The sequence below is a fragment of the Streptomyces sp. B6B3 genome, assembly GCF_039871525.1.
Classification (GTDB): Bacteria; Actinomycetota; Actinomycetes; order Streptomycetales; family Streptomycetaceae; genus Streptomyces.
Map to the genome: position 1 here is coordinate 176,119 of NZ_JBDPLU010000003.1, position 19,160 is coordinate 195,278.

Genomic DNA, 19,160 nt, shown 5'->3' on the forward strand with positions numbered 1-19,160 from the left:
GAAGTCACGAACGGGCCAGGTCGGCCGGTGCCGGGGTGGCCGGGCCGCCCTCGTAGGTGACCTGCCAGAGCGCGGACTCGTCGTCGAGGTTGAAGAAGCCGCGGCCGTAGTCCAGCACGTAGAGCGTGCCGTCGGGCGCAAACTTCCAGTCCATGAGGTTGCGGATGCCGCCCTCGCCGACCGGGATGATCTCCTTCAGGCTCTCGGCGTGCACCGGGAGCCCGCCGTTGCCGGCGGTCTCGGGGTCCATCACCACGGCGTGCCGCGGCTGCGTCTGGTCGTAGAAATCGCCGACGAACCACTTGCCGTCCCAGTACTCGGGCCAGGCGTTCTCGCCCGCGGTGTCCTCCTGGTAGCGGTAGAGCGGGCCGTTCATCGTGGCCTGGCCGCCGCCGGTGAGCCAGGGCAGCAGCAGGGACTGCTCCTCCAGCACGTAGCTGGGCAGGCCGTTCTCGTCGCGCGGATAGTCGGGCGCGCCGCCCTGCGGCGAGTACCAGATGTTGTTCGGGGTGACCGGCGGGAGCTCCACGAGGCCCGTGTTGTTCGGGGACTCGTTCCTGGGGTTCGCGCAGTCGTACCAGCCCTGCGGCTGGTCCGGATCGGGCAGGGCCCGGTCGCGGTACGGCTGGTTGTTGCCCATGCAGTACGGCCAACCCCGGTTGCCCGCCTCGGTGATGACGGCGAAGGTGTCGTACTTGGCCGGGCCCCAGGTGGTGCTGGGCTCGGGCGCGTCGGGTCCGACCCAGCCGGCGTACAGCCAGTCGGTTTCCGGATCGATCGCGATACGCGCCGGGTTGCGCACGCCCATCACGTAGATCTCGGGCCGCGCCTGGTCGCCGTTGCCCTCGTCACCCGTGAAGAGGTTGCCCTCGGGGATGGTGAACGTGCCGTCGGCCTCGGGGTGGATCCGGAGGATCTTGCCGTTGAGGTCGTTGGTGTTGCCCGCGGTGCGGCGGGCGTCGGCGAAGGACACGCCCTGGAAGTTGGGCTCCGGGTTGTTCCCCGAGTAACCGTCGCTGAAGCCGGAGGAGTTGCTGTCCCCGGTGGCGATGTAGAGGTTGCCCTGGGAGTCGAAGTCCATGCCGCCGCCGGCGTGGCAGCAGCTGTGGATCTGCACCGGCCAGTTCAGCAGCACCTGTTCGGAGGCCAGGTCGAGCTGGCCGCTCGCCGCGTCGTAGGTGAAGCGGGAGACCCGGCGCTCGCCCATGTGGGTCTCGCGGTTGATCTCGGAGTGCGGCGTCCAGTAGAGGTAGATCCACCCGTTCTCGGCGAAGTTCGGGTCGAGCGCGATGCCGAGCAGGCCCTCCTCGCTCTTGATCAGCTCGCCGCCCGCGCCCCTGTTGCCGAACACCTCCAGGGTCGCGGCGAGGGTGACGTCGCCGGTGGCCGGGTCGTAGACGTGCACGGTGCCCGCGCCGAGGCCCATGTTCGGGTCGGCCCAGTCGGTGACCACCGGGGCGCCGGACCACTGGCCGCCGCGGCCGATGTAGAACACCGTGCCGTCGTCGGCGATGTCCAGGCCGTGCGGTTCGCCGATCTGGTCGAGCTGCTCCGGCTGGTTGGGCACGGTCAGCCGTTCCGCCGCGTAGTTGGCGGTGATGGTGGCCTGGCAGTCGGCGCGCGCCAGCCGGCTGGTCCACAGCAGCGCGCCGCGCAGGTGGTCGCGGAACTGCGCCTCGGTGAAGCTCGCCTGGGTGCCGCCCATGCCGGTGTAGAACGAACGCCCGCCGTCGTAGTCGCGGCACCAGGAGATCGGGTGGTCCCAGCCCTCGGCGCCGGTGCCCGGCTGGTAGCTGCTCTCCCGCACCCGGGCGACGGTGTGCACGTCACCGCTGGGGTTGGTGTCCCAGTTGTACCAGACGTCCGAACGGTTCCATTCCAGCGGCAGGTCGGCGGTGGCGGGGTTGGTCCGGTCGCCGACCTCGACGACCGCCTCCTGGGCCTCGGTCGGGCCGCCCGACTCGGGGCGGGTGCCGATCAGGCCCGTGAACCACTCCGACTCGGGCTGCGCCAGCGCGGCGTCGTGCACCCCGAGGAACCCGCCGCCGGCCCGCACGTACTCCTGGAGCGCGGTCTCCTGGTTGGCGTTGAGCACCGCGCCGTCGGCGGACAGGAAGACCACGGCGTTGTAGGCGGCGAGTTCCGCCGGCTGGAACACGGTGGGGTCGCTGGACGCCACGACGTCGAACTGCTCCTCGACGGGTCCGGCCGCGCCGATCTCCTCGATGGCCGTGATCCCGGCCTGGGTTCTGCCCTCGGGGGCGTCGGAGGCGTGGAACACCAGCACCTGGACGTCCGCGCTGCCCGGCAACTCCGCGTAGGGCTGGCTGGAATCGTTGGGGTCGTCGTTACCTGTGGCGGCCGGGGCTGCGCCCAGCAACGCCAGTGTCATCACACCTGCGAGTGTCAGCACCTGTGGCTTGCGGCTCATGGCTCGCCCGCTTCTCCTTGGGGGGACTGCGACTTACTCCATTGAGGACTCCGACGCCCTAGGAAGCTAGACCACTTTCGCCGAGCCGCCAATGGCTTTGAACGGAGAACACCGGACTTTGTCCTGAGACTGGCTAAAGTCTTGTCGTGCTCATACCATATGGCGCCATCGAAGTCGTTGATGTACCCGCGAGGAAGGCGCACCACATGCGGCGACCAGGCTTCTCCCGGCGGTCCTTCGCCACCGGCGCGGCCGTGACCGCACTGACCCCGGCGGCCCTCACCGCGGCCGCGCCCCAAGCGTCGGCGGAACGCTCCGCGGACCGGGCCAGGGTCGCGCAGGTCCACCAGATCACCCTCTACGCCGAGAAGTTCCCCGACGGCCGGATGGGCTACGGCCTGGAACCCGGCAGCCCGCAGATCCCAGGGCCGCTCCTGGAGATGTACGAGGGCGACAGCTACGAGATCGAGCTCGTCAACAACATGGACGTCGAGGTGAGCCTGCACGTCCACGGCGTCGACTACACCATCGACAACGACGGCACCCCCATGACGAACAGCACCGTGGCCCCGGGAGCCAGTCGCGTCTACACCTGGACCAGCCACGCGCCGGGGGTACGCGACGACGGCACCCGGATCGCGGGCAGCGCCGGCTACTGGCACTACCACGACCACGTCGTCGGCACCGATCACGGCACCGGCGGGCTACAGAAGGGGCTGTACGGCGGGCTCGTGGTGCGCCGCGAGGGCGATCCGCTGCCGGACAAGCAGTTCACCATCGTCTTCAACGACATGACCATCAACAACCGGGCCGCCAACAACCCGTACGACTTCTCCGCGGTGCTCGGCGAGCGCGTCGAGATGATCGTGATCACGCACGGCGAGTTCTACCACACGTTCCACGTGCACGGTCACCGCTGGGCCGACAACCGCACCGGGATCCTCGCCGACGCCAACGACCCGAGCCAGATCGTCGACAACAAGCTCTGCGGCCCCGGCGACTCGTTCGGCTTCCAGGTGATCGCGGGCGAGAACGTCGGGCCCGGGATGTGGATGTACCACTGTCACGTGCAGAGCCATGCCGACATGGGCATGGTCGGCCACTTCACGGTCACCGACGCCGAGGGCAACGTTCCGGCCACCACGGGACGCGCCTCCGGCGCTACCGGACACGACCACGGCTGACGCCGTCCGCCCCACGGCGTCCCGCCGCTGAGCGTGTCCCCGGCCGCCCGGAGGGTTCCCCACGCCCCCTCCGGGCGGCCGCTCCGGCTACCGGGGAGATCCGCACGTGCCGAGGGAACGGCTCAGTCGAACCAGCGCGCCGTCTCCAGCTCCTCCTCGCGCGACGGGTCCTCCAGCAGCGCCGCGAGCTCGAAGCGGCGCGGCCACTGGCCCGTGGACCAGGCCAGGCCCGCCGCCAGGCCCTCAACCGTGGCCGCGTGCAGCGTGCCGTCGGCGGTGAGCCGCCAGTCCAGCTCGACCCCGTCGATCACCAGTTCCTCGTGCTCCACGTAGCCGGCCGGGGTGTCCTCGCCGAGCAGCAGCCGCGCCTCCGCGGGCACGTCCCGGGCCGTGCCGCCGTCCGGCGGAGCCGCCGGGAGCGCGGCGGACAGCGGGCGCGCCTCCAGAACGGCGGCCAGCGCCGGCGCCCGCTCCGGCGGCACCGGCAGCAGTGCCCGCCCGGCGGCCAGCGGCAGCAGGTCGGGCGCGTCGGCGACCAGCGCCTCCGCGGCGGGAACGACCCGCGACTCCCCGTCCACCACCGCCCGCAGCTCGTCCGGCAGCGTCACCTCCGCCGGGTCCAGATCGGCCAGCAGCCCGTAGAGCCCGTGCAGCTGAGCGCCCGTCACGTCACGCTCCGGGTCGGCCAGCCGCCCGAGCAGCTCGGCGGCGCCCCCCGGCTCGGCCAGCAGTGCGCGCGCGGTGGTGCGCACGCCCAAGGCGCGCAGCACCTCCTCGTCCGCGTCCGCCGTGTCCGCGTCGTCGTACAGGCCGGCCAGCAGCGGGTCGCCGTGCGCGGCGCGCAGCCCGGCCGGTCGGCGGCCGTCGAGCACCGGCGCGCCGCGCAGCCACCAGGCGGTGTACGACCGGGCGGTCCGCACCGAACCGTCGGGCATCCGCACCCGGACCTCGGTGGTCAGCGCCTCCCGGAACGGCGGCCGGGAGAGCAGCGACAACACCTCGGGCCACCGGTCGTCGTCGACCAGCTCCAGATCGCGCACGGCCACCAGCTCCGCGGCGACCGGCGGCAGCGGACTGTCCGGCAGCGCGTCCAGGGTGTCCTCGCACCACACGTCCACCGCGTCCAGCAGCCCCACGTCGTCCGGCTGGGCGAACCAGCCGGCGGTCCCCGGATCGCGCGGCTCCAGCTCGTCCGGGTCCAGCACCACGTCGCTGGCCCGTATCAGCGCGAGGTCGGCCTGCACGCCCACGGCGGTCAGCGGCTGCTCGCCCCAGCGCTCGGCCAGCTCCGGATCGCAGGCCGCCAGCTCGCCCTCCCGGATCACCCGCTGGAACGGGCTGTCCGGATAGACCAGGTCGCCGGCCGGGGTCAGCTCGCCGTCCTCGTCCGGCAGCGCCAGGGCGGACAGCCACGGCTCCTCGCCCGGCTCCAGGCCGGCGTCCCTGACCAGGGCCAGCACCGTCTCGGCCAGTTCGGCGGCGGGCATCGCGTCCTCGTCCCACACCTCCGCCTCGGCGACGTCCGCGGAGGCCGCGACCGCCGCCCGCACCTGCGGGGTGGCCAGCACGGCGCGCGGGGTCGCCGGATTGGCGCCGAGCTTCTCCAGGAGCGGGTGCGCCGCCTCCGGATGCGCGACCTTCAGGCCGAGCCGGCTCAGCTCGGCCGGCTCGGTCCCCGGCACGGGCAGCAGCACCCGGCGGGGCCCGATCGTGGTGCGCACCGGACGCGCCGCCTCCGGGGCCGCGCCGGCGTCCGGCTCGCCCGTCGGCTCCCCCGCCGCCTCCGCCGTTCTGGTCCTGGGCTCGGGCCGCCGGTCCCCGTCGTCGGCCAGTGGCACCGGCAGCCCGGTCAGCAGCTCGGGGTCCACCCCGGCCAGCGAGTCGTACAGCCGCCACCACCAGTGCGGCGGGCGCTCGACGCCGGCCAGCCGGTCGATGATCTCGCCCAGCGAGACCCGCGCGACCTCCAGCACCCGGAGCTCCGCGCGGCGTTCCAGGCCGGCGGGGAGCAGCGTCGGGAACAGCTCGGCGAGCACCGCGACCGTCTCCGCCCCGGCCCGCTCCAGCAACTCGGCGTCGACCGGGCGCAGCGCCACCGGCACCGCCGGCTCGTCGCCGTCCGCCTCCGTCCCCGCCCCCGCGGCCGACGAGGGAGACTGGGCGGCCGCCGCGGTCGGCAGGAACGCGGTGTGCGGCAGCCGGTCCAGCAGCCGGCCGCGGAGCGCGCCGTCCAGCTCGCCCCGGCCCAGCGGGCCGGGCACCAGGCCGAGGATGTCGCCGGTCACCGGCCGCCAGTCGGCCAGCAGGGAGGTGTAGGCGTCGGCGGCCCGGTCCAGCAGGTAGTCGGTCAACGGTCCTGGCGCGACGTGCCGGCGGGTGGGCTCCAGCGGGAACGAGGCGATCAGCAGCGCCGGGAGGCCCAGCGCGTCGTCGGTGGGGGTCGGCGCGTGCACCACGGCCGGGCTGGCCGGGGTGGCCGGCGCGCCCTCCGCGTCCACCGGCACGGCCCAGGTCACCGACCAGTGCCGGCGCTCCCGCTCCTCCAGCGGCCGGTCCGCCAGCAGCTCGGGCTCGGCCTCGCCGCCGAGGGTGGCCACCCGCCACCGGGTGGAGCGCACGGCGCTGCCCGCCGGTCCTGGCTCCTCGGTGATCTGCGTGTACGGGCCGAACTGGCGGCGGGCCAGGGTGCGCGTCCCGCCGCCCGGCGTCTCGACCGTGACCTCGACCAGTCCGGGCAGCGTGAGCAGCAGCGTGTCGTCCACGGCGTCGAGCAGCCGCGTCGCCAGATCCTCGGCGGCGGCGTCCCGCAACGGCAGCACCACCGCGGTGTCGTAACCCTCGGGAACGCCGTCGGGAACGCGGCCCGCACCGGCGCCGAGGTCGGCGTCCCGCGCGTCGGCCGGGCCCGGTTCGCCCGGCGAGGGCGAGGGCAGGGGCAGGGGCAGGCGGAGCAGCGGCACCGCGTGGCGCTGGCCGGCCCTGCGGTCCAGTTCGGTGAGCAGTCCCGGCGACTCCTCGCCCGCCGCGCGGGCCAGCTCCGTCGCCTCGGTCAGCGACCAGCGCACCCCGCCGGCCGCGCCCAGCACCCGCGGCTCGTCGCTGACCGTCAGCACCGCGGCGAAGCCCACCCCGAAGCGACCGACGCTCTCGCCCTCCGGATCGCGTTTGGCGGAGGCGCGGAGCGTGGAGAGCGACTCGACGCCCGCCGCGTCCAGCGGGGCACCGGTGTTCGCGACGACCAGCACGCCGTCCCGCAGCCCCAGCCGCAGCCGGCCCGGCTGGCCGGCACGGGCCGCGGCGTCGGCGGCGTTCTGTGCCAGCTCGACCACCAGCCGGTCCCGGTAGCCGCCGCGGGCCAGGTCCTCCTCGGCGTTCGCGTCCTCACGGAACCGGGCCGGGGACGCGCGCCAGGCGGCGAGCACGCCACTCCGGAGCCGCTCGGTGCCGAACGGGTCGGCGGCGCCGGGCGCGTCCGAGGCGGCGGCTTCGGCTTCTTCGGGCGCCGTCTCGGTGCTGTCGTCCTGGGGCTCGTCGGTGGTCACGACCTGACAGTACCGGGTCGCCCGTGGCGGGTGGCCGGCCCAGGGGTGCCTAGCCCTGTCTGACAAATCCCGCCTGGCCCGCGACGCCTGGTACGGCACCTCGCTGCGTTGTCGGGTGCACCCAAGTAGTCCACTACGAGGGCGACCCTCCGCCTTGCGATGCACCGCACCAGACGCCGCGGGCCTGACCGGCGCTATTTGTCAGACAGGGCCTTGGCGGGCGGCGCGTGGCCTGGTGCTAGCCTCGACCGCCGATGCCCGATATATCGCTCCTGCTCGTCGCCGGTCCCGCCGTTCTGCTGGGCTCGGTGGTGCAGAGCAGCGTGGGCCTGGGGCTCTCGCTGGTGGCCGCGCCGGCGTTGGTCATCGTGGATCCGGGAATGATGCCGGGCGCCCTGCTGATCGCGACCATGACGCTGCCGCTGCTGACCATGTTCGGCGACTGGAACGCCATCCACTGGCGCGGCCTGGTCTGGAGCCTGCCGGCCCGGGTGCCGGGCGCGCTGGCCGGCGCCTGGCTGGTGGGGGCGCTCACCCCCGAGGCGCTGGGCGCGGTGGTGGGCGTGATGGTGCTGCTCGCCGTCGCCGCCACGCTGTGGGCGGTGCGGATCCGCATCGGCCCCGCCTCGTTGCTGACGGCGGGGGCACTCGGCGGGGTCACCGGCACCGCGACCGCCATCGGCGGGCCGCCGCTGGCGCTGCTCTACCAGCACGAGTCCGCGCCCCGGGTGCGCGGCACGCTGGGCTGCTACTTCTCCCTCGGCGCGGTCATCTCGATGGGCGCGCTGCAGCTCAACGGCGAACTGGTGGCCAACCAGCTCGCCATGGGCCTGGCGCTGGTGCCGTTCGTGCTGGCCGGGTTCCTCGCCGGCCGCCCGCTGCGCGCCCGGCTCGGCACCGGGCCGGTCCGGACGGCGCTGCTGGTCGTGGTCTCCGTCTCCGGCGTCACCCTCGTCGCCCGCGCGCTCCTGGGCTAGGCCCTGTCCGGCGGACAGGACCTGGGCCCTGTCCGGCGGGCTCAGAGCGGGTCGGCGCCCAGATGGTCGATGACCGGCGGGGCCGGCGGCTCGGGCTTCGGGCTCTCGGCGGCCTCGGAATGCGCACCGCAGCCGTAGGCCAGCGAGACCACGCGCCCGTCGGCCGGCGAGAACTCGTTGGCGCACACGCCGAACGCCTGCCGCAGCGAACCGGCCATCGGCACCAGGAAGCCGCAGCTGACGCAGGACGCCGGGGCGGCCTGGGCCATCGGGGTCTGCGGCCCGTAGTGCTCGTCCCAGCGGTCGGCGGCGTCCTGCAGCCCGTACCAGGAGAGCACCCGGCGCCGGCCGAGCCCGAGCTGCCTGGCCACGTCGGCGATCGCGCCCCGGTCCGGCGGCGGCGTGACGGTGCGGCCGGCCGGTTCCTCGGCCTCGGGCTCCACGCCCTCGGCCGGCTCACCCGGCTCGCCCGGTGACGCCCACTGTCCCGTCGCGGCGGCCCATCCGGCCGGCGCGCCCGCCTCCGCGGCCTCCTCGGCCGTGGCCGCCGTCACCGTCGGCTCGGGCGGCTCGGCCGGGCCGCCCGGCTCCGTCGTTCCGGTCGGCTCCGTCGTTCCGGTCGGCTCCGTCGGCTCGGGGGCGCCCGCCCACACGGCCGGGTCGGCCGGTCCCGGTGTCTCCTCGGCGGGCGGCACCTCGCCGGCCGCCGGCAGATAACCCGGCTCCAGCCGGGCGTCGTCGAACTCCGCCGGCAGCAGATCGCCGGGACGCAGGTCGCCCGGGCGCAGCCGCTCGCTCCACGGCACCCACTCCGGCGCCAGCAGCGCGTCCGGACCCGGCGTCAGCGCCACCTCGTCCACGGTGACCTGCTTCGACCGGGACGCGCGGGTCAGCGTGACGCCCCAGCGCCACCCCGGATACCCGGGGTCCTCGCTGGCGAAGAAGTGGGTGACCAGCCGGTCGCCCTCGGCCTCGACACCCAGATACGCGCCGAGCCGCTGGGGACGGGCCGCCTGTTCCGCGACCTCTCTGGCCAGCGCCACCGCGTCGGCGCAGAGCCGGTCGGGGGTGCGGCTCCGGCCGCGGGCCGGCCCTGCCCCGCCACGGCCGCCGTCCTGGCTCGCGCCGTTGACCTCAGCGCTGGTGGCAGCACTCACAGGACACATACGAATCGCTCTCCTACGCCGTTGTCCGGTGCGGGCCCCTGCGGACGAACGGAGCCGACGGAGCGGCTGCCCAGACGGGGTCGGGGGCCGCTGCGACGTCGTGCTGTACGAAGGTGAGGCGCACCAGCCGACCACGCTACCGCACCCGCGCCGGACGTCCGCGACCAGAGAACGCGGGCGGCTCGTGGCGGGGTCCGCTCGGGGGTTGACGCGGGAGGCCCCGGGGTAACCGAAAGACGCTGAACGAACCCGAAAGGGATACGCAAGAACCCGTAAGAAGGGACGACGAATCCGGACCGATCCGGCAATTCGTCTCCACCGACCGCTTAGGCTGGCAGCCGTGGCAGCTGACAGTTCGTCCAGTACGTCTGGTACTGAGGGCCCGGGAGCCGACTCCCCGGCCCTCAGAGCCGTCCTGGCGACCGGCAGGGCACTGCACGCCGCCCCGCTCGCGGTCGGCCGCCGCATCCGCCGGGTGACGCACGCGCACGGCGCCGGCGAGACCGGACTCAGCAAGCTCATCGAGCTGCACGCGGTGCACTCCGCCGGTGACATGTTGATCACGATGGCGCTGGCCTCCACCATCTTCTTCTCCGTGCCCACCGACGAGGCCCGCGGCCGGGTGGCGCTCTACCTGGCCATCACCATGGCGCCGTTCGTGCTGCTCGCGCCCGTCATCGGCCCGCTGCTCGACCGGCTGCCGCACGGCCGGCGGGCGGCCATGTCCGCGGCGCTGCTGGCCCGCGGCCTGCTGGCGCTGGTGATCGCCGGCGCGGTGGCCAGCGGCGGCCTCTCGCTGTATCCGGCGGCGCTGGGCGTGCTGGTCTGCTCCAAGGCGTACAACATCGTGCGGGCCGCGGTGGTGCCACGACTGCTGCCGCCGCAGATCTCCCTGGTGAAGGCGAACGCGCGGATCACCCTGACCGGGCTCATCGCGGCCGGCGCGGCGGCGCCCATCGGCCTCGGGCTCAACGCGCTCGGCGAGCACTGGCCGCTGTACGCGGCGTGCGCGATCACCGTGATCGGCGCACTGCTCTGCTTCCGGCTGCCGGGCCAGGTGGACCTGGCGCGCGGCGAGAGCAAGCTGCACCTGGCCGAGCTGGCCGAGAGCCGGGCGGTGGCCAGGGATCACACCGGACGCCGGCGCGGCGCGGGGACGCTGCGCGGGGCCGGCTCGACGGCGGTCTTCAAGGCGCTGCTGGGGAACTCGGCGCTGCGCGCGCTCTCCGGTTTCCTCCTCTTCTTCCTGGCCTTCCTGCTGCGGAACGACCCGCTGCCGGGGCTGACCGCCGAGTTCTCGCTGGCGCTGGCGGGGGTCGCGGCCGGCACGGGGAACGCGCTCGGTAACGCCCTGGGGAACTGGCTGCGCGAGCGCGCGCCCGAGCTGCTGCTGCTCACCGTGCTGCTGATCGCGCTCGGGGCGGCCAGCGCGGCGGCGCTGGCGTACGGCACGGTGACGGTGGCCGCGATCTGCGCGGCCGCGGGCATCTGCCAGGCGCTGGGGAAGCTGTCGCTGGACGCGGTGATCCAGCGGGACGTGCCGGACGTGGTCCGCACGTCCGCCTTCGCCCGCTCCGAGACGACGCTCCAGCTGTCCTGGGTGGTCGGCGGCGCGATAGGGATCTCGCTGCCGCTGAACGGGACGGTCGGCATGGTCGTCGGCGTGACGATGGTCCTGATCGGCACGGTGCTGACGTTCCGCAGCCTGCTCGCGGCGGCCCGCCGCGGCACGAGCCGGTCGCTTCCGCGCGTGCGTTGACGCTTGCCGCTGCCGTCCCGAACACGACGGCCCGCGCCCACCCGTGTAACCGATGGCGCCAACCGGCACGGCGCTGACGCTCCGCAGCCTCCTCACCGCGGCCCGCCACGGCACGAGCCGCTCCCTCCCTCGGCGTCCACGGACGCTCGCCGCAGCCACCTGGCCACGCCGACCCGGGCCGGCCCGGGTAGCCTGCGCACGTGAACCCGACGCCCGCGCCGCCCCGCACCGGGTCCTCCCCCACCCGCCGGCCCCGGCCCGCCGCCGGGCGCCACATCGCCGGCACGGCTCCGGCCGCGACGCGCCTGCCGACCCCGGCTCGGCCGCCCCGCAGCGGCCGACCGCTTCCGCCGCCCCGACCGCCGGCGCCGGCACGCGACACCGTCTGCCCGCCGCTGGTTGACACGCGCGCGTCACGGCCGCCGAGGTCGGCGGGTGGACCGGTCGCGGGTCCAGCCCGACGACGATGCCGGCCGGCCGCCTCGCCGTCGGCCGCGGCCGACGCGACGAGCGCATCGGCGACGGGACTCCGTGCGAGGTCCGCTCGGCCGTGCCCTCAGGGGCAGGCTGCGGTCGGCACTGCATCCGGCCGCGTCGCCGGCTGGACGGCTGGGCGCGGACCGCGCGACGGAACGCGGACCGACGGCGGCGCGGCACGCCCGTGGCAGCTGCGGGTCGGCACCACACGCTCCACCAACCGGGCCTCGTCCTCCCGCCGATCCGGCGAGCGCGCGGCACGGCGTTCCGGAAGCGGGGCGAGCTGATCGTGCTGCGGGTTCTGGTGGTGACCGCCGTCGCGGCGGAGCGGGACGCCGTCGTCGCGGCGTTCGCGGACCCGGCGGACCCGGCGGTCGCGGTGACGCCGTTGGCCGGTACCTGGGAGTTGCATCACGTCGGGGCGCTGGCCGTGCTCGCCGCCGGCGTCGGCCCGGCGGCCGCGGCGGCCGGCACGGCGACGGCGCTGGCACTCGCCCCCGCCGCACCCCGCTTCGGCGCCCCCTTTCCGCCAGACCCCGGCGGCAAGCCGCCCGTGCCCGGCCTCCGTGGCGAGCTCGCCGAGCCCGGAGCCGCCACCCCCCACGACGCCGGAGAGCCAAGCCCCGGCGGCAGGCCGCCCGGTGCCATGCCCGGGCTGCGGGGCGAGGCCGCGGGACCGGAGCCTGGCGTCCCGCCGGCCTACGACCTGGTGGTGTCGGCCGGGATCGGCGGCGGGTTCGCCGGGGTGGCGGCGCTCGAAGGGCTCGTCGTCGCCTCGTCGATCGTCGCGGCCGACCTGGGGGTGCGCACCGCCGACGGGTTCACGGACGTGGCGGAGCTGGGCTTCGGGCGGGTGGCGCACGAGCCGCCCGCCGCGCTGGCCCGGGCCGCCGCCGACGCGGCCGGCGCCGCGCTGGGCCCGGTGCTGACCGTGGCCACCGTCACCGGCACCGCCGAACGCGCCGCCGAACTCGCCGCCCGACACCCGGGCGCCGCCGCCGAGGGCATGGAGGGCTTCGGCGTCGCCGAGGCCGCGGCCGCGCACGGCGTTCCGGTGCTGGAGGTGCGGGCGATCTCCAACCCCGTCGGCCCGCGCGACCGCGCGGCCTGGCGGATCCCCGCCGCGCTGCGCGCCCTCACCGGGGCGTTCGTCCGCATCGAGCCCGTCCTGCGAACCGTGTCCGGAGGAACCGACCATGGCACCGACCGCCGCTGAGTCACGTCCGCTGAGCGTCTCCTACTCCCCCTGCCCCAACGACACCTTCGTCTTCCACGCCTGGGCCCACGGGCAGGTGCCGGGCGCGCCGCCGATCGACGTCACCTTCGCGGACATCGACATCACCAACGACCTGGCCGAGCGCGGCGCGGGCGACGTGCTGAAGATCTCCTACGCCGCCCTGCCGTGGGTGCTCGACGAGTACGCGTTGCTGCCCTGCGGCGGCGCGCTGGGCCGCGGCTGCGGCCCGCTGGTGCTCACCCGGGAGCCCGCGGCCGCGGCGGACCTGGCCGGGCGGACCGTCGCCGTGCCGAGCGAGCGCTCCACCGCGTACCTGCTGTTCCGGCTGTGGGCGGCGGCCAACGTGCCGGACGGCGGGGTCGGCGAGGTGCGGGTGATGCCGTTCCACGCGATCATGCCGGCGGTCCGGGACGGGCAGGTGGACGCGGGCCTGGTGATCCACGAGGCGCGGTTCACGTTCCGCGACTATGGGCTGCACCAGCTCGCCGACATGGGCGAGCACTGGGAGAGCACCACCGGGCACCCGATCCCGCTGGGCGCGATCGTGGCCCGCCGCTCCCTCGGCGCGGAGCGCCTCGCGGCGGTCACCGACGCGATCCGCGCCTCCGTCCGCGCCGCCTGGGCCGACCCGTCGGCGAGCGAGGGGTACGTCATGGCGCACGCGCAGGAGCTGGACCCGGAGGTCGCGAAGTCCCATATCGCGCTGTACGTCAACGAGTTCACCGAGGACCTCGGCCCGGCCGGCCACGCGGCCGTGCACGACCTGCTCGGCCGAGCGGCGGCCGAGTCCCTGCTCCCCCCGATCCCCACCGACCGCCTGCGCGCCCCCTGAGTCGCGCCGGGACGCAGCGAGCTGACGAACCGTCAGACGTCGAGTTGGTCCGCGACGGCGCGGAGCATGCCGGCGATCTTGCGGCCGGACTGGCGGTCGGGGTAGCGGCCGCGCTCGAGTTGCTGGGAGACGCCGTCCAGCAGGGTGGTGAGGTCCTGGACGATGGAGGCCAGCTCGTCGGGCTTCCGGCGCTGGGCCGCGGCCACCGAGGGCATCGGGTCAAGGAGGGTGACCGACAGGGCCTGGTCTCCGCGCTGACCGGCGACGACACCGAACTCCACCCGCTGTCCCGGTCGCAACGCGTCCACTCCGTTGGGCAGTGCCGAGGAGTGCACGAACACATCGCCGCCGTCGTCGCGGGAGAGAAAGCCGAAGCCCTTCTCGCTGTTGAACCACTTGACCTTGCCGGTAGGCACGTGTCCTCGTCCTCGCACTCGTCCCTGGCCAGCCACCGGCCAGTGCCATTGCCATGAGCAACTCGGCGGGCCCCTCGGACCCGCCTGCTCCCAGGCTAACCGCCTCGGGCCCGGTGACAAGATGGCGCCGGGCGGTTTCGGAGGGAGACTGCCCCACGCTGATCGCAAGTATGCTCCCGCCCGCAACGATCAAGCCGAACCGCCGCGTGGACAAACGAAATCAGCCACGATCACCCGTCGATCAGGGACGAACGGCCAGGTGGTCGGCGAGCCACGCCGGGAAGTGCGTGAGGTCGGGCAGCACCACGTCCGCGCCGGCCGCCCTGAGCTCGTCCGCGTCGCACGGTCCGGTCGGCACCGCCACCGAGACCGCGCCGGCGGCCACCGCGCCGCGTACGTCGCCCACGTGGTCGCCGACGTAGACGCTCGCCTCGTGCGCCCGCAGCGCGCCCGCCTTGGCCTCGGCCCACAGCGAGCCGATGACGGCGTCCGGTTCCAGGCCCAGATGCGCCATGTGCAGCTTCGCGTTGGGCTGGTGCTTGGCCGTCACCACGATGGCCCGGCCGCCCTGCGCGTGCACCGCCGCGATGGACTGCCGGGCGCCGGGCATGGCCGGGGTCCGCTCGATGGCGTGCGCCACGTAGATCTCGCGGTAGCGGTCACCGACGACGCCCAGCGACTCCGCGGGGAACCAGTGTGCGAGCTCCACCTCCAGCGGCGGCCCGAGCCGGCTGATGGCCAGCTCCGCGTCGATGTGGGTGTCCGTCTCGGCCGCGAGGGCCTCGTAGGCCGCCTTGATGCCGGGACGCGAGTCGATCAGGGTCATGTCGAGGTCGAAGCCGACGGTCAGCGGAGGCGAGGAGACAGGCATGCGAACCATTGTGCCCATTGTGGCAGGCGGCAGACCGTACACTTAGGCTCGCCTTACCTAACCTGCCGCGATCGTTCGCCGCCGCACCGCCCGTCCGTGAGGAACGCATGCACCTCGTCAAGCCCCGTGCCGGGGAACGTGCCCCCGGGCCCGCGGGCCCCGGGCGGCACTCCCGTCGGCGGCGGCTCGGCTGGCTGGCCGCCGGCGTGGCGGCGGTGTGCCTGGCGGCGCTGCTGAGCCTCGCCTACGGCAGCCGCTCGCTGGGCCTGGGCGAGGTGGGCGACGCGCTGCTGCACGGCGGCGACGACCCGGCGGCCCGGGTGGTGCGCGAGCTGCGGCTGCCGCGCACGCTGGTCGGGCTGATGGTCGGCGCCGCGCTGGGCATGGCCGGCGCGGTGATGCAGGGCCTGACCCGCAACCCGATCGCCGAACCCGGCATCCTCGGCGTCAGCCAGGGCGCCTCGGTCGGGGTGGTGCTGGCCATCGCCTACGCCGGCGTGCACACGCTGACCGGATACGTGTGGTTCGCCTTCGCCGGGGCGGGGATCGCGGCCGTCGTGGTGTACGGCATCGCCGCGCGGGGCCGGGGCGGCGCGACCCCGGTGAAGCTCGCCCTCGCCGGCGCCGCGATCAACGCGCTGCTGGCGTCCGTGACCGCCGCCGTCCTGACCACCCAGGCCGCCACGCTGGACGAGTTCCGGTTCTGGCAGATCGGCTCGCTGTCCGGCAGGGAGGCCGAGATCGCCGCCCGCATCTGGCCGTTCCTGCTGGTCGGCGCCCTGCTGACGCTGGCCGTGGCGCGCGGCCTGGACGCCCTGGCGCTGGGCGAGGACGTGGCCAGGGGCCTCGGGCAGAACGTCGCCGCCGTCCGGATCACCGGCGGCCTCGGGGCGGCGGTGCTGACCGGTGCCGGCGTGGCCGCGGCCGGCCCGATCGCGTTCGTCGGCCTGGCCGTGCCGCACGTGGCGCGGGCCCTGGTGGGCGGCGGGTACCGCTGGTTGCTGCCGATGTGCGCGCTGCTCGGCCCGGTGCTGCTGCTGGTCGCGGACACCGTGGGACGGCTCGTGTTCCCGCCGTCCGAGGTGCCGGCCGGCGTGATGACGGCCCTGGTCGGCGTGCCGTTCCTGGTGGTCCTGGTCCGCCGCACGGGGGCGGTGTCATGAGGCGGCCCTCCCCCGCGCCGCCCGCCGCTCTCCCCCGGGCCCGCGCGAGCCGGGGCGGCGCCCGCGCCGGGGGTGCCGCCGCCCGGACCGGTCCGCCGACCGCCTCCACCGCGCGCCGGCGCGGTAGAGGCCGGGAGGTGGCCTCGTGACGACCGCACCGACCGCCGAACCGCCCGCGCGACCGCCCGTCAAGACCCGGCCGGAGGCCGGCCGCGGTGGCGCGGTTCCCGCCGGGTACGCCGTGCTGCGCAGGCACCCGCGCGCCTCGTTCCTGCTGCACCGCCGCGCGACCGTGGTCGCCGCCGTGTTGGCTGTCGCGCTCGCCGCGGCCTGTCTGGCCAGCCTCTGCCTGGGCGAGTCGACCGTGGCCCCGGGCGACGCGGTGCGCTCCGTCTTCGGGGCCGAGTCCGACGCGGACTTCGTGGTCGGCGTGCTGCGGCTGCCGCGACTCACCGTCGGCCTCCTGGTGGGCGCCGCGCTCGGCGTGGCCGGCGCGCTGATCCAGACCGTCGCCCGCAACCCGCTCGCCAGCCCGGACGTCATCGGCGTCACCCACGGGGCCGCCGCGGTGACCGTCTGGGCCCTGATGTACGGCGTGGGCTCGGCCGCCCTGCTGCCGTACCTGTCCGTGGCCGGCGGCCTGGCCGCCGCCGCCCTGGTCTACCTCTTCGCCTGGCGCGGCGGCCTGCACGCGGCCCGTTTCGTGCTCATCGGCATCGGGTGCGCCATCGCGCTGCGCTCGGTCACCCAGCTGTTCCTCACCAAGGGCGACTACCAGGAGGCGCAGCAGGCCCTGGTGTGGATGACCGGCTCGTTCAACGGCCGCGGCTACGACCAGGCGACGCCGCTCGCCTGGGTGCTGCTGGCCCTGCTGCCGGGACTGCTGTGGGCCGCCAGGGCGCAGCGCACCGTGGTGCTCGACGACGACACCGCCACCGCGCTCGGAACCCGCCTCGGCCGCACCCGGCTGGGCCTGGCCACCCTCGGGGTGCTGCTCGCCGCGGTGGCCACGGGCGCGGGCGGCCCGGTGGACTTCGTGGCGCTGCTGGCCCCGCAGATCGCCCGCCGGCTGACCAGGACCGCGCAGATCCCGCTGCTGTGCTCGGCGCTGGCCGGCGCGTTCCTCACGGTGTCCGCCGACGTGCTGGCCCGGCTGCTGTTCTCCCCCACCGAACTGCCGGTCGGCGTGGTGACGGCGGCGGTCGGCGCCCCGTACCTGCTCTGGCTGATCGTCAACAACCGCGCGGACGCCCGCGCCGGCAACCACCTCAGGGGCCCACGCATGAAAGGACGGGCATGAGCAACCGGCTGAGCGCCCGCGACCTGACCCTCGGCTACGACGAGGGCGCCGCCGTGGTGGAGGGGCTCGACCTGGACATCCCGGACGGCCGGGTCACGGTCGTCGTCGGGCCCAACGCCTGCGGCAAGTCCACGACGCTGCGCGCCCTCGGCCGGCTGCTGCGGCCACGGCGCGGGGCGGTGCTGCTGGACGGCGAGCAGCTGGCCCGGATCCCGACGCGGCGGATCGCGCAGGCCATCGGGCTGCTGCCGCAGTCCCCGGTGGCGCCCGAGGCGATCACCGTGGCCGATCTGGTGTCCCGGGGCCGGCAGCCGCACCAGCGCTGGTGGCAGCAGTGGTCGGGGGCCGACGAGCGGGCGGTGACCGAGGCGATGGCCCGCACCGACGTCGCGGGACTGGCCGACCGGCCGGTGGACGCGCTGTCCGGCGGGCAGCGGCAACGGGTCTGGCTGGCCATGGCACTGGCCCAGGAGACCGACCTGCTGCTGCTCGACGAGCCGACCACGTTCCTGGACATCGCGCACCAGGTGGAGGTGCTCAACCTGGTGCGGCAGCTGGTCACCGGGCCCGAGCCGCGCACCGTCGTGGTGGTGCTGCACGACCTGAACCAGGCCGCGCGCTACGCCGACCACCTGGTGGCGATGAAGGAGGGGCGGATCGTCGCGCAGGGGCCGCCGGGCGAGATCGTCACGGCCGAACTGGTGCAGGAGGTCTTCGGGCTGGCGGCCGTCGTCGTGCCCGACCCGGTCACCGGCTCGCCGCTCGTGGTCCCCGGCGTGCCCTTGCCCTTCGTTCCGAGTCAGAAGGAGACACCAGTCACATGAACCGCCTCGCCCGTCCCCGGGCCCTCCCCGCCGCGCGCCGGCTGCCGTTCGTGCTCGCCGCGCTGGCCGCCGCCTGTTCGTTGGCCGCGTGCGGCTCCGACGACTCCGCGGACGACGCCGGCGGCGACGCCACGCACACCGTCGAGACGGTCAACGGTCCGGTGGAGGTGCCGGACGATCCCGAGCGGGTCGTGGTCCTCGACACCGGCGAACTGGACACCGCGCTGACCCTCGGCATCACCCCGGTCGGCTCGGTGCACGCGCTGGAGGAGAACGACTTCCTCAGCTACCTGCCGGCCGAGGACCAGGAGGGCATCGAGGACGTCGGCGCCATCGCCGCGCCGAACCTGGAGCGGATCAACGAGCTGGACCCGGACGTCATCATCGGCAACATGTCGCGCGACGCCGAGCGTTACGACGAGCTGTCGCAGATCGCGCCGACCGTGATGGCCGAGACGACGGGCGTCACCTGGCGGGAGAACTTCCTGCTGCACGCCGACGCGCTGGGCCTGGCGGACGAGGGCGAGCGGATCGTCGCGGACTACGAGCAGCACGTGGCCGACGTGACCGCGGCGCTGGGCGGCGCGCAGGCGGCGGCCGATCTGGAGGTGAGCATCCTGCGCTTCGTGGACGGCGCCGACACCCGGCTCTACGGGCCTGACAGCTTCATCGGCACCATCCTGGCCGAGGTGGGCGTCGGCCGCCCGGCCATCCTGGACGAGGCGGAGGACGGCTTCGCCGTCGAGATCAGTTCGGAGCAGGTGGACCTCGCCGACGGCGACGCCGTCTTCTACTCCTCCTACGGCTCCACGGAGGGCTCGGGCGAGGACGCGGCGGTCGGCGGGCCGCTGTGGGACACGCTGCGGGCGGTCCAGGACGACCGCGCCTTCCGCGTCGACGACGACCTGTGGTTCCTGGGCATCGGATACTCCGCCGCCGACCAGATCCTGACCGAACTCCAGGAGAACCTGACCGCCTGAC

At 74.9% G+C, this 19,160-nt stretch carries 14 protein-coding genes; 9 read left to right on the top strand and 5 right to left on the bottom strand.

Features of this window, described 5'->3' with window-relative positions:
- Nucleotides 1-4: 4 nt before the first annotated feature.
- A complete protein-coding gene (locus tag ABGB06_RS08475) occupies nt 5-2,431 on the bottom strand; it encodes a ThuA domain-containing protein (protein WP_347586919.1) in 2,427 nt (808 codons plus the stop codon).
- A 206-nt stretch (nt 2,432-2,637) separates the two neighbouring features.
- On the opposite strand from ABGB06_RS08475, the gene ABGB06_RS08480 reads away from it, so the two are divergent.
- Nucleotides 2,638-3,615, top strand: coding sequence for a multicopper oxidase domain-containing protein (locus ABGB06_RS08480; RefSeq protein WP_347586923.1), 978 nt, complete (start codon nt 2,638-2,640; stop codon nt 3,613-3,615).
- A 122-nt stretch (nt 3,616-3,737) separates the two neighbouring features.
- Here the strand turns inward: ABGB06_RS08480 and ABGB06_RS08485 are convergent, their stop codons facing one another.
- The gene (locus tag ABGB06_RS08485; protein WP_347586925.1) at nt 3,738-7,157 is read right to left on the bottom strand and encodes a molecular chaperone Hsp90; all 3,420 of its coding nucleotides are present in this window, start codon (nt 7,155-7,157) and stop codon (nt 3,738-3,740) included.
- Nucleotides 7,158-7,411: 254 nt separating this feature from the next.
- Between ABGB06_RS08485 and ABGB06_RS08490 the strand changes: the two genes are divergently transcribed.
- Entirely contained in the window at nt 7,412-8,134 is a 723-nt protein-coding gene (locus tag ABGB06_RS08490) for a sulfite exporter TauE/SafE family protein (RefSeq protein ID WP_347586927.1), read from the top strand.
- Between the two features lie 41 nt (nt 8,135-8,175).
- On the opposite strand, the gene ABGB06_RS08495 is transcribed toward ABGB06_RS08490, so the two are convergent.
- Nucleotides 8,176-9,177 (bottom strand): DUF3027 domain-containing protein, encoded by a 1,002-nt coding sequence (locus ABGB06_RS08495; protein ID WP_347587519.1) that lies wholly within the window; start codon nt 9,175-9,177, stop codon nt 8,176-8,178.
- 538 nt (nt 9,178-9,715) lie between these two features.
- Between ABGB06_RS08495 and ABGB06_RS08500 the strand changes: the two genes are divergently transcribed.
- From ABGB06_RS08500 to ABGB06_RS08510, 3 genes are all read left to right on the top strand, one after another.
- Nucleotides 9,716-11,059: an MFS transporter gene (locus tag ABGB06_RS08500; RefSeq protein ID WP_347587521.1), complete on the top strand. Its 1,344-nt coding sequence runs from the start codon at nt 9,716-9,718 to the stop codon at nt 11,057-11,059.
- 769 nt (nt 11,060-11,828) lie between these two features.
- Nucleotides 11,829-12,752 (top strand): futalosine hydrolase, encoded by a 924-nt coding sequence (locus ABGB06_RS08505; protein WP_347587523.1) that lies wholly within the window; start codon nt 11,829-11,831, stop codon nt 12,750-12,752.
- On the top strand, nt 12,733-13,605 hold the full coding sequence (locus tag ABGB06_RS08510) for a 1,4-dihydroxy-6-naphthoate synthase (RefSeq protein ID WP_347586928.1): 873 nt from the start codon (nt 12,733-12,735) through the stop codon (nt 13,603-13,605). The genes ABGB06_RS08505 and ABGB06_RS08510 overlap by 20 nt, the downstream gene beginning before the upstream one ends.
- Before the next feature lie 32 nt (nt 13,606-13,637).
- Here ABGB06_RS08510 and ABGB06_RS08515 read toward each other — a convergent pair whose 3' ends face one another.
- Both ABGB06_RS08515 and ABGB06_RS08520 read right to left on the bottom strand, forming a co-directional pair.
- Nucleotides 13,638-14,021, bottom strand: coding sequence for a cold-shock protein (locus tag ABGB06_RS08515; protein WP_347586930.1), 384 nt, complete (start codon nt 14,019-14,021; stop codon nt 13,638-13,640).
- 241 nt (nt 14,022-14,262) lie between these two features.
- Nucleotides 14,263-14,901, bottom strand: coding sequence for a haloacid dehalogenase-like hydrolase (locus ABGB06_RS08520; RefSeq protein WP_347586932.1), 639 nt, complete (start codon nt 14,899-14,901; stop codon nt 14,263-14,265).
- 98 nt (nt 14,902-14,999) lie between these two features.
- On the opposite strand from ABGB06_RS08520, the gene ABGB06_RS08525 reads away from it, so the two are divergent.
- The 4 genes from ABGB06_RS08525 to ABGB06_RS08540 all read left to right on the top strand — a co-directional run bounded on the left by ABGB06_RS08525 (nt 15,000) and on the right by ABGB06_RS08540 (nt 19,159).
- Nucleotides 15,000-16,055 carry an iron ABC transporter permease gene (locus ABGB06_RS08525; RefSeq protein ID WP_347586934.1) on the top strand — a complete coding sequence of 352 codons (1,056 nt, stop codon included), beginning with the start codon at nt 15,000-15,002 and terminating at the stop codon, nt 16,053-16,055.
- A gap of 241 nt (nt 16,056-16,296) precedes the next feature.
- On the top strand, nt 16,297-17,355 hold the full coding sequence (locus tag ABGB06_RS08530) for an iron ABC transporter permease (protein WP_347587524.1): 1,059 nt from the start codon (nt 16,297-16,299) through the stop codon (nt 17,353-17,355).
- On the top strand, nt 17,352-18,179 hold the full coding sequence (locus ABGB06_RS08535) for an ABC transporter ATP-binding protein (RefSeq protein WP_347586936.1): 828 nt from the start codon (nt 17,352-17,354) through the stop codon (nt 18,177-18,179). Before ABGB06_RS08530 ends, ABGB06_RS08535 begins: the two co-directional genes overlap by 4 nt.
- Nucleotides 18,176-19,159, top strand: a complete 984-nt coding sequence (locus ABGB06_RS08540) for an iron-siderophore ABC transporter substrate-binding protein (RefSeq protein WP_347586938.1) — start codon at nt 18,176-18,178, stop codon at nt 19,157-19,159. The genes ABGB06_RS08535 and ABGB06_RS08540 overlap by 4 nt, the downstream gene beginning before the upstream one ends.
- Nucleotide 19,160 lies beyond the last annotated feature (1 nt).

Bases quoted from the DNA above. Each gene is read 5' to 3' on its own strand.
- ABGB06_RS08475 (WP_347586919.1), bottom strand. From the start codon at position 2,431: ATGAGCCGCAAGCCACAGGTGCTGACACTCGCAGGTGTGATGACACTG.
- ABGB06_RS08480 (WP_347586923.1), top strand. From the start codon at position 2,638: ATGCGGCGACCAGGCTTCTCCCGGCGGTCCTTCGCCACCGGCGCGGCC.
- ABGB06_RS08490 (WP_347586927.1), top strand. From the start codon at position 7,412: ATGCCCGATATATCGCTCCTGCTCGTCGCCGGTCCCGCCGTTCTGCTG.
- ABGB06_RS08510 (WP_347586928.1), top strand. From the start codon at position 12,733: ATGGCACCGACCGCCGCTGAGTCACGTCCGCTGAGCGTCTCCTACTCC.
- ABGB06_RS08520 (WP_347586932.1), bottom strand. From the start codon at position 14,901: ATGGTTCGCATGCCTGTCTCCTCGCCTCCGCTGACCGTCGGCTTCGAC.
- ABGB06_RS08525 (WP_347586934.1), top strand. From the start codon at position 15,000: ATGCACCTCGTCAAGCCCCGTGCCGGGGAACGTGCCCCCGGGCCCGCG.
- ABGB06_RS08535 (WP_347586936.1), top strand. From the start codon at position 17,352: ATGAGCAACCGGCTGAGCGCCCGCGACCTGACCCTCGGCTACGACGAG.
- ABGB06_RS08540 (WP_347586938.1), top strand. From the start codon at position 18,176: ATGAACCGCCTCGCCCGTCCCCGGGCCCTCCCCGCCGCGCGCCGGCTG.